The organism is Streptomyces sp. NPDC037273 (assembly GCF_055603625.1).
The window spans coordinates 312,216-327,263 of record NZ_JBVJVO010000006.1 but is presented as its reverse complement, the minus strand read 5'-3'; the positions used below and the strand labels follow the sequence as shown (position 1 = coordinate 327,263).

At 71.7% G+C, this 15,048-nt stretch carries 13 protein-coding genes and 1 tRNA gene; 7 read left to right on the top strand and 7 right to left on the bottom strand.

Annotated elements, in window-relative coordinates; all coding sequences use genetic code 11:
• Nucleotides 1-131 precede the first annotated feature (131 nt).
• The gene (locus ACZ7G1_RS19040; RefSeq protein ID WP_470874198.1) at nt 132-1,265 is read left to right on the top strand and encodes an acyl-CoA dehydrogenase family protein; all 1,134 of its coding nucleotides are present in this window, start codon (nt 132-134) and stop codon (nt 1,263-1,265) included.
• Between the two features lie 55 nt (nt 1,266-1,320).
• Here the strand turns inward: ACZ7G1_RS19040 and ACZ7G1_RS19035 are convergent, their stop codons facing one another.
• The 4 genes from ACZ7G1_RS19035 to ACZ7G1_RS19020 form a co-directional block, all read right to left on the bottom strand.
• Nucleotides 1,321-1,665 carry a rhodanese-like domain-containing protein gene (locus ACZ7G1_RS19035; protein WP_470874196.1) on the bottom strand — a complete coding sequence of 115 codons (345 nt, stop codon included), beginning with the start codon at nt 1,663-1,665 and terminating at the stop codon, nt 1,321-1,323.
• 55 nt (nt 1,666-1,720) lie between these two features.
• Nucleotides 1,721-2,539, bottom strand: a complete 819-nt coding sequence (locus ACZ7G1_RS19030; protein ID WP_470874195.1) for a hypothetical protein — start codon at nt 2,537-2,539, stop codon at nt 1,721-1,723.
• Nucleotides 2,540-2,585: 46 nt separating this feature from the next.
• Entirely contained in the window at nt 2,586-4,058 is a 1,473-nt protein-coding gene (locus ACZ7G1_RS19025) for a DUF2252 domain-containing protein (protein ID WP_470874193.1), read from the bottom strand.
• 105 nt (nt 4,059-4,163) lie between these two features.
• Nucleotides 4,164-5,210, bottom strand: a complete 1,047-nt coding sequence (locus ACZ7G1_RS19020) for an ABC-2 transporter permease (protein ID WP_470874192.1) — start codon at nt 5,208-5,210, stop codon at nt 4,164-4,166.
• Between the two features lie 106 nt (nt 5,211-5,316).
• Between ACZ7G1_RS19020 and ACZ7G1_RS19015 the strand changes: the two genes are divergently transcribed.
• Nucleotides 5,317-5,787, top strand: coding sequence for a MarR family winged helix-turn-helix transcriptional regulator (locus ACZ7G1_RS19015; RefSeq protein WP_470874190.1), 471 nt, complete (start codon nt 5,317-5,319; stop codon nt 5,785-5,787).
• Between the two features lie 125 nt (nt 5,788-5,912).
• Here ACZ7G1_RS19015 and ACZ7G1_RS19010 read toward each other — a convergent pair whose 3' ends face one another.
• From ACZ7G1_RS19010 to ACZ7G1_RS19000, 3 genes are all read right to left on the bottom strand, one after another.
• Nucleotides 5,913-6,572: a response regulator gene (locus ACZ7G1_RS19010; protein WP_470874188.1), complete on the bottom strand. Its 660-nt coding sequence runs from the start codon at nt 6,570-6,572 to the stop codon at nt 5,913-5,915.
• A 38-nt stretch (nt 6,573-6,610) separates the two neighbouring features.
• Entirely contained in the window at nt 6,611-8,389 is a 1,779-nt protein-coding gene (locus ACZ7G1_RS19005; protein WP_470874397.1) for a sensor histidine kinase, read from the bottom strand.
• A gap of 174 nt (nt 8,390-8,563) precedes the next feature.
• Nucleotides 8,564-8,650, bottom strand: a tRNA-Leu gene (locus tag ACZ7G1_RS19000).
• A gap of 409 nt (nt 8,651-9,059) precedes the next feature.
• Between ACZ7G1_RS19000 and ACZ7G1_RS18995 the strand changes: the two genes are divergently transcribed.
• The 5 genes from ACZ7G1_RS18995 (at nt 9,060) to ACZ7G1_RS18975 (ending at nt 14,929) form a co-directional block, all read left to right on the top strand.
• Nucleotides 9,060-9,905, top strand: coding sequence for an FhaA domain-containing protein (locus tag ACZ7G1_RS18995; RefSeq protein ID WP_470874186.1), 846 nt, complete (start codon nt 9,060-9,062; stop codon nt 9,903-9,905).
• Between the two features lie 10 nt (nt 9,906-9,915).
• A complete protein-coding gene (locus ACZ7G1_RS18990; protein ID WP_470874184.1) occupies nt 9,916-10,434 on the top strand; it encodes an FHA domain-containing protein FhaB/FipA in 519 nt (172 codons plus the stop codon).
• A gap of 87 nt (nt 10,435-10,521) precedes the next feature.
• Nucleotides 10,522-12,018, top strand: a complete 1,497-nt coding sequence (locus ACZ7G1_RS18985; RefSeq protein ID WP_470874182.1) for a Stp1/IreP family PP2C-type Ser/Thr phosphatase — start codon at nt 10,522-10,524, stop codon at nt 12,016-12,018.
• 26 nt (nt 12,019-12,044) lie between these two features.
• Nucleotides 12,045-13,466, top strand: a complete 1,422-nt coding sequence (locus tag ACZ7G1_RS18980; protein WP_470874180.1) for an FtsW/RodA/SpoVE family cell cycle protein — start codon at nt 12,045-12,047, stop codon at nt 13,464-13,466.
• Nucleotides 13,463-14,929 (top strand): peptidoglycan D,D-transpeptidase FtsI family protein, encoded by a 1,467-nt coding sequence (locus ACZ7G1_RS18975; RefSeq protein ID WP_470874178.1) that lies wholly within the window; start codon nt 13,463-13,465, stop codon nt 14,927-14,929. Before ACZ7G1_RS18980 ends, ACZ7G1_RS18975 begins: the two co-directional genes overlap by 4 nt.
• Nucleotides 14,930-15,048 lie beyond the last annotated feature (119 nt).

The window sequence follows — 15,048 nt, the reverse complement described above, 5'->3', positions numbered from 1 at the left end:
CGCGGGTGCGGGGCGGCGGCGCCCGACGAAGTCCGGGCGCCGCCATTCCCTTCCACTAGAACCTGTTCTATCTTGACGAACCGTCAGGAGCGTCGGACGGGCGCCGGCGACGGCAACGGGAGGGCAGGACAGTGGACTTCACCTTCACCGAAGAGCAGCGAGCGGCCGTCGAGGCGGCCAAGGCGGTCTTCGCGGACGTCGCACCCGACGCCGTACCCAGCCCCGCGCTCACCCCGGGCGCCGTGTCCGAGGACTTCGACCGGGCGCTCTGGTCCCGCCTCGCCACCGCCGACCTGCTCGGCCTCGTGCTCGCCCCCGAGCACGGCGGCGCCGGCCTCGACGCCGTCGCGCTCTGCCTGGTCCTGCGCGAATCAGCCCGCGTCCTCGCCCGCGTCCCGCTCCTGGAGACCAGCGCCGTCGCCATGACCATCGAGCGGTACGCCGAACCCGGGACGACCGCGGCCCTGCTCCCCCGCGTCGCGCGCGGCGAGCTGGCCCTCACCGCCGCCTCCCAGGGGCGCACCGGCCACGACCCGGCCGAACTCGCCGTCACCGCCCGCCGCGAGGGCACCGACTGGCTCCTCGACGGCGTCCAGACCGCCGTGCCCTGGGCCCACGGCTCGGACATCGTCGCCGTCCCCGCGCACACCCCCGAGGGCCGTACGGTCCTCGCCCTGCTGCCCCGGACCCACGAAGGCCTCGGCCTCGCCGAGCAGTACGCGACCCACGGCGAACTCCTCGCCGAACTACGGCTCGACGGCGTCCGCCTCGGCGCCGCCGAGGTCATCGAAGCCGACGGCGCGTGGGAACTGCTGCGCGCCCTCCTCACCACCGGCACCTGCGCGCTCGCCCTGGGCCTCGGCGAGGCCGTCCTCACCATGACGAGCCAGTACACCGGCAAGCGGGAGCAGTTCGGCCACCCCGTGGCCACCTTCCAGGCCGTCGCCGTCCAGGCCGCAGACCGCTACATCGACCTGCGCGCCATGGAGGCCACCCTCTGGCAGGCCGCCTGGCGCGTCGCCACCGGGGCCGCCGGGGCGCTGCCGGCCGCCGGGGACATCGCCGTCGCGAAGATCTGGGCGTCCGAGGGCGTACGGCGGGTGGTGCAGACCGCCCAGCACCTGCACGGAGGCTTCGGCGCCGACACCGACTACCCGCTGCACCGCTACCACGCCTGGGCCAAGCACCTCGAACTCTCGCTCGGCCCGGCCGCCGCCCACGAGGAGGCGCTGGGCGACCTCCTGGCCGCCCATCCCCTCGGCTAGCCACCCCTCGAAGGGCCGATCGCCCGGCCGGAGACGGACGGGCGCTCGTCCGGGGTCAGCGGACGAAGGCGGGGCTGCCGTCCTCCGACACCATCGGGCGCCCGGCACCTGCCCAGTCGATCATCCCGCCGTCGACGTTCACGGCGTCGATGCCCTGCTGCACCAGGTACTGGGTGACCTGCGCCGACCGGCCGCCGACCCGGCACATCACATAGGCGCGACCGTGCTCGGCGACCGCCTCCGTCACCTCGCCGAAGCGGGCCACGAAGTCGCTCATCGGCACGTGCACCGCACCCTCGACGTGCCCGGCCACCCACTCGTCGTCCTCCCTGACGTCCAGCACCAGGGCATCGACCGGCACGGAAGCCGCGTCCACCGAGGGCAGCGGGGAGAAATTCATGGGAACGGCCTTCTCTCGTCGTCACCGCCCGAACGGACTCGGGCGCACCGAAAACCTACTCCACCAGCCCTGCCAGCTGGGCCTCCCGCTCGGATACCTGCGCGAGCAGCTGCTCGGCGATCTCCTCCAGGAGCCGGTCGGGGTCCTCCGGCGCCATCCGCAGCATCGCGCCGATCGCGCTCTCCTCCAGCTCCGCGGCCAGCGCCGACAGCATGTCCTTGCGGTCCGCGAGCCACTCCAGGCGCGCGTACAGCTCCTCGCTCTCGCTGAGCCGCTCCTCGGCCGGCACGGGGCCCGCCTCCCACTCGGCGGAGAGCTCGCGCAGCAGCGTCTCGTCGCCCCGGGCGTAGGCGGCGTTCACCCGGGTGATGAACTCCTCGCGCCGCTTCCGCTCGTCCTCCTCCCGGGCCAGGTCGGGGTGGGCCTTGCGGACCAGCTCGCGGTAGAGCCGGCGGGCCTCCTCGCCCGGCCTGACGCGCTTGGGCGACTGCACCGGACGGTCGGTGAGCATCGCGGCGGCCTCGGGGGAGAGACCGTCGGAGTCGATCCAGTCGTGGAACAGCTCCTCCACCCCGGGCATCGGCATGACCGCGGCCCGCGCCTCCTGCGCGCGCCGCAGGTCCTCCGGGTCGCCGCTGCGCGCCGCCCGGGCCTCGGCGATCCGCGCGTCGAGCTCGTCGAGCCGGGCGTACATCGGGCCGAGCTTCTGGTGGTGGAGCCGCGAGAAGTTCTCCACCTCTACCCGGAAGGTCTCCACCGCGATCTCGAACTCGATCAGCGCCTGCTCGGCCACCCGCACGGCCTGCTCGAGACGCGCCTCGGGCCGCTCGTCCCCGGGCCCCTCGTTCACACCCTGGTCCACGCTCACGTCCACGCCCGCCCAGTCCTCGTTCCGCCTCGTCCCACCCAGCCTACGGTCCTCACACGCCCGGTTCCGCCACGGTCCGGCCCGTGCGGACGGCGGTGAGGAGGTCGGCGTGATCGGCCTCGGTGCGGTCCGCGTACCGGACCGCGAAGGACGCGACGGCCTCGTCCAGCTCCTCGTTCTTCCCGCAGTAGCCGGCTATCAGGCGCGGGTCGGCGCTGTGGGCGTGGGCGCGGGCGAGCAGGGCGCCGGTCATCCGGCCGTAGTCGTCGACCTCGCTCGCGGTCAGGGCGGCGGGGTCGACGCTGCCCTTGCGGTTGCGGAACTGGCGCACCTGGAACGGACGCCCGTCGACCGTGGTCCAGCCGAGCAGATGGTCGCTGACCACCTGCATGCGCTTCTGTCCGAGGACGACCCGCCGCCCCTCGTGGCCGGGGTCGGGGACGGTGAAGCCGGCGGCGGGCAGGTGGGGGAGCAGCGCGGAGGGTCTGGCCTCCTTGACCTGGAGGACCAGCGGCTCGCCCCGGTGGTCGAGGAGCAGCACGACATAGGACCGGGTGCCGACGCTGCCGGTCCCGACGACCCGGAAGGCGACGTCGTGGACGGCGTACCGCGCGAGCAGCGGCAGCCGGTCCTCGGACACGGTCTCCAGGTACGCGCCGAGGGAGAGGGCGACCTCGGCCGCTTCGGCGTCGGGGACCCGGCGCAGCACCGGGGGCGCGTCGACGAATCTGCGGCCGCCGCCCTCGGCGTCGGTCACGGCCTCGGTCGACCGGGCGGCGAAGCGGGCGCTGGTGTTGTTGCGGGCCTTGGCGGAGACCCGCTCCAGGGTGCCGATGAGGTCGCGGGCGTCGGTGTGGGAGACGAGTTCCTCGTCGGCGATCGCGTTCCAGGCGTCGTGGGCGGGGAGCCTGGCGAGCAGGCGCATGGTGCGCCGGTAGGCGCCGACGGTGTCGAAGGCGGCGGCCCGGCAGGTCTCCTCGCTCGCGCCGACCTCCCGCCCGGCGAGGACGAGGGAGGTGGCGAGCCGCTTGAGGTCCCATTCCCAGGGGCCGACGACGGTCTCGTCGAAGTCGTTGAGGTCCATGACGAGACGGCCGCGCGCGTCGCCGTAGAGGCCGAAGTTGGCGGCGTGCGCGTCCCCGCATATCTGGGCCGCGATGCCGGTGACGGGGGTGCCGACGAGGTCGTGGGCCATCAGTCCGGCGGATCCGCGGAGGAAGGCGAAGGGGCTCGCCGCCATCCGGCCGACGCGCAGCGGCGCGAGCTCGGGGACCCTGCCCCGGTTGGACTCCTCGACGGCGCGGACGGCGTCGGGGCGGTCGGCGGCGGGCGCGGCCAGGTCGTGCGCGGAGCGCGGCACCCGCTCGCGCAGTCGCCGGCCGAGCTCCTTGGGGGAGGCCCCCGCACCGGTGCCGGTGCCGGCGGCGGCGCGGCGCGCGAACCCCGGCACGTGCGGGACGCGGAAGCCCTCGGGCTCCGGGTCCGTACCGCGCTGTCCCGGCACGACGGCCCTGTTCTCGTCCATGGGACGCCCTCCCCCGATGCGATGGTCCAACATCATCCGGCCCTGACCGTACAGCCGTGTCCGAGCGGCCGTCTCCCCCTGTGGACAACGCCCTGTGGACAACCGTCAGACGGCGACGGCCTCTTCCACTTCCTCCTCGATCTCGGCCGGGGTCGCCGCCTGGACGCGCGGGGTGCCCGCGGTCTTCCGGCGGGCCTCCGTGACGCCCGCGGCGACGACGAGGGCGACTCCGGCGAGGAGCCAGAGGGAGAGGGTGAGGACGTGTCCGCCGAGCGCGTGCCCGTCGAAGTAGACGTGGCCCCGGACGCCTTCGACGAAGCCGGCGCCGTTCCAGAAGGAGTGCAGCGCGCCGAAGAAGCCGGGCTGGAGTTCGGGCCGGTAGATGCCGCCGGAGCTCGTGAAGTTGAGCATGACGAAGAGCACCATGACGCCGAGGGTGGTCCAGCGGCGCAGGAAGGTGTGCAGGCCGACGCCGACGAGCAGGATGCCCGCCGCGTACAGCCAGGACAGCGCCCACACTCCGCCGAGCCCCTGGTCGACGAGGTGGAAGACCGGTCCGGCGAAGAGCGTGCCGACGAGGCTGACGACGAGGGACATGCCGGCGGCGAGGAGGACCCTGATCCGCATCGGCAGGACGGCGCCGGCTCCGCCGATCACGGCGACCGAGGCGTACGCGCCGATGCTGAGGGCGACGAGCAGGAAGAACACGCCCTGCCCGGTCGGGTCGCCGGAGGCGACGGGCGCGACGTCGGTGACCTCGAGCGGGGCGCCCTGGCCGGCCGCGACCTTGGTGAACACCTTCTCCACGGCCATGGCGCTGGTGTCGGAGGAGGCCGAGGCGACGAGCAGCTCCGGCTTCTCGCCGGGGACGTAGGCGCCGAAGCTGCTCTGCTCGCGCAGGGCCGCGACCGCCGTGTCCTTGTCGGCGACGGTACGGACGTCGAGGGCGCCCGCGCCCTTGTCCTGGAGGGTCTGCGCGAGGACCTGCGCGCTGGGTCCCGAGCCGACGACGTCGACGCGCAGGTCGTGGGGTGCCGGGGCATGGAAGGCGCCGAGGTAGGCGAGTCCCATGCCGACGCACATCAGCAGGGGGGTGAGCAGATGTCCGAGGACATGCCGCAACGCACCGGTGGTGTTCGGTCCTGCGGACACGAGGCAGCCTCCATGGTTGGCTTTTACAACTAACGAACCGTTGTACTATACAACCGAAACGGGAAGCGGGCACCCCTCGCCCCGACCACGGCCCAGGGAGCGCACCATGACCGCCGACGGCACCCAGCCCCCACGCGAGGCGTCCGTGGACGTCATCCAGCGCGAACTGACCGCCTTCGCCCGCCGCGCCCGCGCCGCCGCGGCCCGGGTCCACCCCGAGCTGCCGCTCGTCTCCTACACGCTCCTCGCCCACATCGAGGAACAGCGCGACTGCCGGGCCACCGACCTCGCGGCCCACTACCTCCTGGACAAGTCGACGGTCAGCCGCCAGATCGCCGCCCTGGAGAAGCTCGGCATGGTCGAGCGCCGCCCCGCCCCCGACGACCACCGCGTCCACGTCCTGCACCCGACCGACGCGGGCGCGAAGGTCCTCGCCCAGGCCCAGACGAACCGCCTCGCCGCCTACCAGGAGCGCCTCAAGGACTGGTCCGCCGAGGACCTCGCCCACTTCGCCGGCTACCTGCTCCGCTACAACGCCGCCGGCACCACCGGCCTCCCCGAGCCCCCCGCACCCTGACGAACGAACCACACCCCGAGACCGAGCCCGCTCACCCCGGCAGACACACCCCGCCAAGGCCTAGCCCCGCTCACCTCGACGTCCCCGCTCCCGAGGCCGAGCCCCCGCCGCGCGGCCCGGCCCGCCTACAGCCCCGCGTCCCGGGCGAGCAGCGCCGCCTGCACCCGGTTCTCGCAGTCCAGCTTGGCCAGGATCCGGCTCACATAGGTCTTCACCGTGGCCTCGCTCATGTGCAGCCGCTTCCCCGCGTCCGCGTTGGAAAGACCCTCGCCGAGCAGGGCGAGGACATCGCGCTCCTTCTCGCTCAGCGCCGCCACCCGCCCCCGCGCCTGCTCGGCCCGGGCGGCCTCGCGGCTGGTGGCTAGCCGCTCGACCACGTGCCGGGTCGCCGCCGGCGACAGATACGCGTCCCCCGCCGCGGCCGCCCGTACCGCCCGGATCAGCTCGGCCGGCGCCGTGTCCTTGAGCAGGAACCCGGCACCGCCGTGCTCAAGGGCCCGCAGCACGTTCTCCCGCTCGCCGAAGGTCGTCAGGACGATGACCCGGGCCGCCGGCGCCGCCCGGCGCAGCTCCGGCAGCGCCGAGAGACCGTCGAGCACGGGCATCTGGATGTCGAGCAGCACCACGTCCGCCGCGTGGGCCCGCGCCGCCTCGACCGCCTCCCGGCCGTTGGCGGCCTCGGCGACGACCTCGATCTCCGGGTCCGAGATGAGGATCATCCGGATCCCGGCCCTGATCAGAGGCTCGTCATCGGCGATCACGACCCTGATGGGCTGCCCTGCCACAGCTTCTCCCCCACGGCTCCGGTACGGGCGGCTCAGCGCTACCGCTGCTCGACCTCGTACGACTTCTTCTCGATCAGCTTGCCGTCCTTGAAGCAGAACCGGAAAACGGGCTCCTTGTCGAAACTCTCGCTGAACTCCGAGGACATGAGCACCAGGCAGTCGGAGCCCGCAGGCCGCTCGGGCCCGCCCTTGTTCAGGCCCACCGTGGCTATCGAGTCACCGGAGGGCAGCTGGTCCCGCACCGTCTTCTCGGCCGTCCCGACCTGCACCGCGTCGTACTGCTCGGGGTCGATCATCCCGTCCTCGACGGAACCCATCAGGAAGTAGAGGCCGAAGCCCGCCGCGACCACCAGCAGAACGAGCGCGGCGAACGCTATCCCGCACCCCAGCGCGATCGCCCCGCCCGTGCTGGTGCCGCCCTTGCCCCCGCGTACCGCCATCGCCAGCTCCCGCTCCGTGAACGTCCAGTCGGCCGGTCCGACCGCGACGGGACGACCATCGCCCACGAGCGGTTTCGTGGTCTGCTGCCGGAAGTCGTCGGCCTCGTCGACCAAAGGCGCTGCCTCCGCGACCGGCGCCGCCCCGTACGGCAGCATCCCCGCCACCCGGAACCCGCCGCCGTCGGCCGGCCCCGCGTGACACATGCCGCCCACCAGCCGGGCCCGCTCGGCGAGCCCGGCGAGGCCCTGGCCGCCGCTCACCACGTCCTCGGCGGGACCCGCCGACGGCCGCTCGTTGACGATCTCCACCACGAACGTGTCCGGCTCGTACCGCAGCTCGACGCCTATCGGCGCCCCCGGAGCGTGCTTGTAGGCGTTGGTCAGGGCCTCCTGGACGATCCGGTACGCGGCGTGGTCGGCGGCGGGCGCCAGCGACCGCTCCTCCCCGAGCCGCCGCAGCCCGACCGCGGTGCCGGCCGCCCGCGCCGCCTCCACCAGCCCCTCGATGCCCGCGATGCCCCGCGCCGCCCGCCCGGTCTCGTCCCCGGCCAGAGCGGGTGCCGCCGCACCGTCCGTCGCCTCGACGCCGTCGCGGAGTATCCCGACGACCTCGCGGAGTTCGTGCATCGCGGTCACCGACGCGTTCCGCAGGACGCCGACCACCTCGCGCTGCCGTTCGCCCAGTTCACGGTCGACCTCGAGGGCGCCGGTGTGGACGGCGATCAGGGCCAGTTGGTGACCGAGGCTGTCGTGCATGTCCTGCGCGATCCGCTGCCGCTCCCGCAGCCGCGCGTGCCAGGCCACCATGGTCCGCTCGCGCAGCAGTTGGGCATTGCGCTCCTGCAGCGCGTGCAGCAGGGTCCGCCGCTGGGTCCAGTAGCGGTGGGCGAGGCCGGGGGCCAGGGTCGTGCCCAGGTAGTAGAGGGTCGCTATGAAGGCGACGATGAGCATCCGCTGCCGCTCCCCGGACTCCAGGAGCGTGCCGCCGACGTTCAGCACGAAGGCGGCGATGTACGCCGCCAGCGCGTTCCCCGCGCCCACGATGTACCGGCCCGACGACCAGCCGACGACCAGCAGCAGCGGCCCCATCCCGGGCACGAAGGGCGTGAGTCCGGCGGCCAGCACGAGCGCGATCGCCGGGAACCTCCGCCGCACCAGCGAGAGCACGGCGGCACCCGCGGCGACCGCGGCGAGCCGCCATCCCTCGCCGCCCAGCACGTCCTCGGTCCCGGCGGCGAGCAGCGCCACGACCACGGCGAGCGCCACCTCACCGGTGGTCCTCCGCCCCGACCACTGTCCGGGCACCAGGAACCAGGCCCACGCGTCGGCGATCCGGGCTCCGATCCGGCCCGCACCCCGACTCCCCGATTTCGCCATCTCGTCCACGCTCGCACCCTAGACAGCGAGCCCCCGCCCCAGCGCCTCTCTTTCGTCGCACCCCCCGACGACCAAAGTCGCGCGGACACCACCGCCGGCCCCGACGTGGACAACGTCACATCCCGGGAAACGCAAGACGGTCGGCATCGTGTGAACGATGCCGACCGTCTCGACTGGTGCGCGAGGGGGGAGTTGAACCCCCACGCCCTTTCGGGCACTGGAACCTGAATCCAGCGCGTCTGCCTATTCCGCCACCCGCGCATTGGGTGTGCTCCGGGCCCTCTCGCTTTTCAGCGGGAGCGCCTGGCGACATCTGAAGATTAGCACGTCGCAGGCCGTGGATTCACATCCGTTGTTTCGGCTCCGCTCGCGCAGAACAAGGTGAGGGCAGGAGAGAGGGATAGGGGGTGCCGAAGAGGGGAGGAGGGGGGACGAAGGGGATGGCCGCGGGGATGGACGGCGCCGCCCTCCCGCACCGACCCTTGGACCGCACCCCGGTTCCACAGTCGGGTGCGGGACACTGTCCACAGGCCGCCTCTACGATCCGTGGGGAAAGCCTGTGAGAGGTGACACTCGTCCACAGGGCAGAGAAGGGGAACCAGCCGATTTCCCGACGCGTGGATACGATCAGTAAGCAGTACCAGGACGACAACGACGGAGGAGGTGCCCCATGGGAGTCCTGAAGCGATTCGAGCAGCGCCTCGAAGGTCTGGTCAACGGCACCTTCGCCAAGGTCTTCAAGTCCGAGGTCCAGCCCGTCGAGATCGCCGGCGCGCTCCAGCGCGAGTGCGACAACAACGCGACGATCTGGAACCGCGAGCGGACCGTCGTCCCCAACGACTTCATCGTGGAGCTGAGCACGCCGGACTTCGAGCGCCTCAGCCCCTACTCCGGCCAGCTCGGCGACGAGCTCGCCGGCCTGGTCAGGGACTACGCCAAGCAGCAGCGGTACACCTTCATGGGCCCGATCAAGGTCCACCTGGAGAAGGCCGAGGACCTCGACACCGGCCTGTACCGCGTCCGCAGCCGCACGCTGGCGTCGAGTACGTCACAGCAGCAGCCCTCCGCCCCCGGCCACCAGCAGGGTGCGGGACAGGGCCGCGGCGACTACGGGTACCCGCCGGCCGGCGCTCCGCCCATGCCCGCCGCACCGCCGCCCGGCCACCGGCCGACGGCACCCGCAGGCCGCCCCCAGGGCGGCCCCGGCGCCATGCCCGGCCCCGGTGCGGGCGCCGGGACGCGGCGCTGGATCGAGATCAACGGCAACCGCCACCAGATCTCCCGCCCGACCCTGGTCCTCGGCCGCAGCACCGACGCGGACGTGAGGATCGACGATCCCGGCGTCTCCCGCCGGCACTGCGAGATCCGGACCGGAACGCCCTCGACGATCCAGGATCTCGGATCCACCAACGGCATCGTGGTGGACGGGCAGCACACCACCCGCGCTACGCTCCGCGACGGCTCGCGGATCGTCGTGGGCAGCACCACCATCGTTTACCGGCAAGCCGAAGGGTGAAGCGGGGGCAATGTCAGAGCTGACCCTGACGGTCATGCGGTTGGGTTTCCTGGCCGTTCTGTGGCTGTTCGTCATCGTGGCCGTCCAGGTCATCCGCAGTGACCTGTTCGGCACGCGGGTGACCCAGCGCGGTTCGCGGCGCCAGGAGGCCCGGCCGCAGCAGGCCGCGCGCCAGGCCGCCGCGCCTCCGCAGCAGCGCGGCCAGCAGGCCTCGGGCGGCCGCCAGCGCCGCGGCGCCCCGACCAAGCTGGTCGTCTCCGAGGGCACCCTCACCGGCACGACCGTCGCCCTCCAGGGCCAGACGATCACGCTGGGCCGGGCGCACGACTCGACGATCGTCCTCGACGACGACTACGCCTCCAGCCGCCACGCCAGGATCTACCCGGACCGTGACGGCCAGTGGATCGTCGAGGACCTCGGGTCCACCAACGGCACGTACCTCGACCGGACCCGCCTCACCACCGCCACCCCGATTCCGCTGGGCGCGCCGATCCGCATCGGCAAGACCGTCATCGAGCTTCGGAAGTAGTACGACAATGAGCGGAGCGACCGGAGGGTGGGCAGTGTGGGTCGAGACCGGCTGTACCCCGATGCAGCGTCGACAGGGCAGGTGCGCATGACTCTGTCGCTGCGCTTCGCCGCGGGCTCCCACAAGGGCATGATCCGCGAGGGCAACGAGGACTCCGGCTACGCCGGGCCCCGCCTGCTCGCCATCGCCGACGGCATGGGCGGCCAGGCGGCCGGCGAGGTCGCCTCCTCCGAGGTGATCTCCACCCTGGTCACCCTCGACGACGACGTCCCCGGCTCCGACATCCTCACCTCGCTCGGCACGGCGGTGCAGCGCGCCAACGACCAGCTCCGGATGATGGTCGAGGAGGACCCGCAGCTGGAGGGCATGGGCACCACGCTCACCGCCCTGCTGTGGACCGGCCAGCGCCTCGGCCTCGTGCACGTCGGCGACTCGCGCGCCTACCTGCTCCGCGACGGCGTCCTCACCCAGATCACCCAGGACCACACCTGGGTCCAGCGGCTCGTCGACGAGGGCCGGATCACCGAGGAAGAGGCCACCACCCACCCGCAGCGCTCGCTCCTCATGCGCGCGCTCGGCAGCGGCGACCACGTCGAGCCCGACCTCTCCATCCGCGAGGTCCGCGCCGGCGACCGCTACCTGATCTGCTCCGACGGCCTGTCCGGCGTGGTGTCCCACCAGACCCTCGAGGACACCCTCGCCAGCTACCAGGGCCCGCAGGAGACCGTGCAGGAGCTGATCCAGCTCGCCCTGCGCGGCGGCGGCCCCGACAACATCACGGTGATCGTCGCCGACGTCCTCGACGTCGACGGCGGCGACACCCTCGCCGGCCACCTCAGCGACACCCCCGTCATCGTGGGCGCCGTCGCCGAGAACCAGGCCGCCCAGCTGAACGACGGCGGCGCGATGCAGACGCCGGCCGGCCGCGCCTCCGGCCTCGGCCGCCCCGCCCCGCACCAGCAGCCGCCCGCCGGCGGGTTCGGCCCGCCCGGCAGCGGCGACGACCACGGCTACGGCGGCATGCCCCCGCAGGGCTCCTTCGAGTCCTACCTGGACGACGACTTCGAGAAGCCGCGCACCGGCCGCAAGTGGCTCAAGCGCTCCTTCTTCCTCGTGCTGATCCTCGCCGTCGTCGGCGGCGGGGCCTACGGCGGCTGGCGCTGGACCCAGACCCAGTACTTCGTGGGCGCCAAGGACCAGCACGTCGCCCTGTACCAGGGCATCAGCCAGGACCTGGCGTGGATCTCCCTGTCGAAGGTCGAGAAGGACCACCCCGAGATCGAACTCAAGTACCTCCCCGCCTACCAGCGGAAGCAGGTCGAGGACACGATCGCGGGCGGCAGCCTCGGCAAGGCCCAGACGAAGATCTCCGAGCTGTCCGTGCAGGCCTCCGCCTGCAAGAAGACCGAACAGCGCCGTGAGGCCTCCGAGAAGGCCGCCGCCGACCGGGCGAGCAAGCCGCCGGCCACGAAGCCCGACGGCACCGCCACCCCTGACTCCAAGCCCACCACAGCCGCTCCCTCCCCGGGTCCCACCCTCACCACGGAGGAGCAGAAGCTGGCCTCGAACTGCGGCAAGCAGTAAGCACCCGTAGGGGGCCTTTCACCACCATGAGCGTTGTCACCAACACGACCACCATCGGCGCCATCGAGGCGCCGAGCCGCCGCAACACCGAGCTGGCGCTGCTGGGGTTCGCCGTCATCATCCCGGTGTTCGCGTACCTCAACGTGGGCCTGGCCATCGACGGCAAGGTCCCGGCCGGCATGCTCGGTTACGGCCTCGGCCTCGCCCTCCTCGCGGGCGTCGCCCACCTCGTGGTGCGCAAGTGGGCCCCGTACTCGGACCCCCTCCTCCTCCCCCTCGCCACCCTCCTCAACGGCATGGGCCTGGTCCTGATCTGGCGTCTGGACCAGTCACCGCGGCTGATCGCCAAGTCCATCCGGGACTTCGGCAGCTTCAGCCCCGACGCGCCGAAGCAGATGCTCTACTCGGCGATCGGCGTTGCCATGTTCGTCGGCGTCCTGCTGCTGCTCAAGGACCACCGTGTCCTGCAGCGCTACACGTACATCTCCATGGCGGCCGCCCTCGTCCTGCTGCTGCTGCCGCTCGTTCCGGGTCTCGGCACCCCGATCTACGGCGCCAAGATCTGGATCAACGTCGCCGGTTTCTCCATCCAGCCAGGTGAATTCGCGAAGATCGTGCTGGCGGTCTTCTTCTCCGGCTATCTCATGGTGAAGCGGGACGCCCTGGCCCTGGCCAGTCGACGCTTCATGGGGCTCTATCTGCCGCGAGGCCGTGACCTCGGCCCGATCATCACGATCTGGGCGATCAGCCTCCTCATCCTGATCTTCGAGAACGACCTCGGTACGTCGCTGCTCTTCTTCGGCATGTTCGTGATCATGCTGTACGTGGCGACCGAGCGGACCAGCTGGATCGTCATGGGTCTGGCGATGTCGGTCGCCGGTGCGGTCGGTGTGGCCTCGTTCGCGAGCCACGTCCAGGCACGTGTGGACGCCTGGGCCGACCCCTTCGCCTGCGCGGAGAAGGTGCCCGCCTGCGACCAGATGACCCAGGTGCTGATGTCGTTCGGCTCCGGCGGCATCCTCGGCACCGGCCTCGGCCAGGGCAACTCGGACCTCATCGGCTTCGCCGCGAACTCCGACTTCATCTTCGCCACCGTCGGCGAGGAGCTCGGTCTGACCGGTGTCATGGTCTTCCTGCTGCTCTACGGCCTGATCGTCGAGCGCGGTGTCCGCACCGCCCTCGCCGCTCGCGACCCGTTCGGCAAGCTGCTCGCGATGGGCCTCTCCGGCGCCTTCGCGCTCCAGATCTTCGTCGTCGCCGGCGGTGTGATGGGCCTCATCCCGCTCACCGGTATGACGATGCCCTTCCTGGCGTACGGCGGTTCCTCCGTGATCGCCAACTGGGCTCTGATCGGCATCCTGATCCGGATCAGCGACACCGCGCGGCGCCCGGCGCCCGCGCCCGCCCCGTCCCCCGACGCCGAGATGACCCAGGTGGTCCGTCCGTGAACAAGCCGCTGCGCCGGGTCGCGATCTTCTGCGGCCTGCTCGTCCTCGCCCTGCTTCTGCGGGACAACTGGATCCAGTTCGTCCGCGCCGACGAGCTGAACGCCCACACACGCAACAAGCGCGTGCAGATCGAGCGGTACGCCAACGTCCGCGGCAACATCATCGTCGACGGCAAGCCCATCACCGGATCCGTCGACTCGCAGGACGACTTCTACAAGTACAAGCGGACGTATCTGAACGGCCCCATGTGGGCCCCCGTCACCGGTTACGCCTCGCAGGCCTATGACGCCAACCAGATCGAGAAGATCGAGGACGGCATCCTCACCGGCAACGACGACCGGCTGTTCTTCGACCGGACGCTCGCGATGTTCACGGGCGAGAAGAAGAAGGGCGGCGACGTCGTCACGACCCTGAGCGGGGCGGCGCAGAAGGCGGCGTTCCAGGGTCTGGGGAGCAAGACGGGTGCCGTCGTGGCGATCGAGCCGAAGACCGGCAAGATCCTGGCGATGGCGTCGACGCCCTCGTACGACCCCTCCTCGTTCGCCGGCTACTCCGGCAAGGACGAGAAGGCGTGGGTCGCGCTGGAGACCGACAAGAACAAGCCGAAGCTGAACCGCGCGATCCGTGAGATCTACCCGCCCGGCTCCGTCTTCAAGGTCGTGACCGCCGCCGCCGCGCTGGAGAACGGCAAGGTCACGGACATCGACGCGCCGACGGACACCCCCGAGGGCTGGAAGATCCCCCTCTCCACCAAGGAGATGGTCAACCACGCCAGCGGCTGCGCGAAGGCCAGCCTGAACCGGGCGCTGGAGATCTCCTGCAACTCGGTGTTCGCGAAGCTCGGCGACGACGTCGGCCGCGACAAGATGGTCGAGATGGCCGAGAAGTTCGGCTTCAACGCCGAGCAGTTCACCCCGGTCCGCTCCTCCGCCTCGGTCTACGACAAGAAGGCCGACCGCGGCGGCAACGCGCTCTCGTCGATCGGCCAGTTCAACACCGCGACCACCCCGCTCCAGATGGCGATGGTCACGGCGGCGATCGCCAACGACGGCAAGCTGATGAAGCCGTACATGATCGACGAGCTGCGTGCCCCGAACCTCGACCTGATCAAGAAGAACGAGCCGGAGGAGATGAGCCAGCCGGTCTCTCCGAAGAACGCTCAGCTGCTCCAGCAGATGATGGAGAACGTCGTCTCCAACGGCACCGGCGGCAAGGCCGACCTGGGCATGGACGGCGTGAAGGTCGGCGGCAAGACGGGCACGGCCCAGCACGGCGAGAGGAACGCCAAGCGCCCGTACGCGTGGTTCATCTCGTACGCGAAGACCTCCGAGGGCTCCCCGGTCGCGGTCGCGGTCATCGTCGAGGACTCGGCGGGCACCGACCGTGAGGACATCAGCGGTGGCGGTCTCGCGGCCCCGATCGCGAAGGCCGTCATGAAGGCGGTCCTGAAGAGCAGGGGCTGATCTCCGGACCAGGTACGAGCCAGGTACCGGTCGGGTATCAGCCGGCGGCCCCGGGCGGAAGGCCTTCCCGGGGCCGGTACCGTATCCGCGAACAGCACACACCGCCGGACCACCCATGG

Bases quoted from the DNA above. Each gene is read 5' to 3' on its own strand.
- ACZ7G1_RS19035 (WP_470874196.1), bottom strand. From the start codon at position 1,665: ATGAATTTCTCCCCGCTGCCCTCGGTGGACGCGGCTTCCGTGCCGGTC.
- ACZ7G1_RS19025 (WP_470874193.1), bottom strand. From the start codon at position 4,058: ATGGACGAGAACAGGGCCGTCGTGCCGGGACAGCGCGGTACGGACCCG.
- ACZ7G1_RS19015 (WP_470874190.1), top strand. From the start codon at position 5,317: ATGACCGCCGACGGCACCCAGCCCCCACGCGAGGCGTCCGTGGACGTC.
- ACZ7G1_RS19005 (WP_470874397.1), bottom strand. From the start codon at position 8,389: ATGGCGAAATCGGGGAGTCGGGGTGCGGGCCGGATCGGAGCCCGGATC.
- ACZ7G1_RS18995 (WP_470874186.1), top strand. From the start codon at position 9,060: ATGGGAGTCCTGAAGCGATTCGAGCAGCGCCTCGAAGGTCTGGTCAAC.
- ACZ7G1_RS18990 (WP_470874184.1), top strand. From the start codon at position 9,916: ATGTCAGAGCTGACCCTGACGGTCATGCGGTTGGGTTTCCTGGCCGTT.
- ACZ7G1_RS18985 (WP_470874182.1), top strand. From the start codon at position 10,522: ATGACTCTGTCGCTGCGCTTCGCCGCGGGCTCCCACAAGGGCATGATC.
- ACZ7G1_RS18980 (WP_470874180.1), top strand. From the start codon at position 12,045: ATGAGCGTTGTCACCAACACGACCACCATCGGCGCCATCGAGGCGCCG.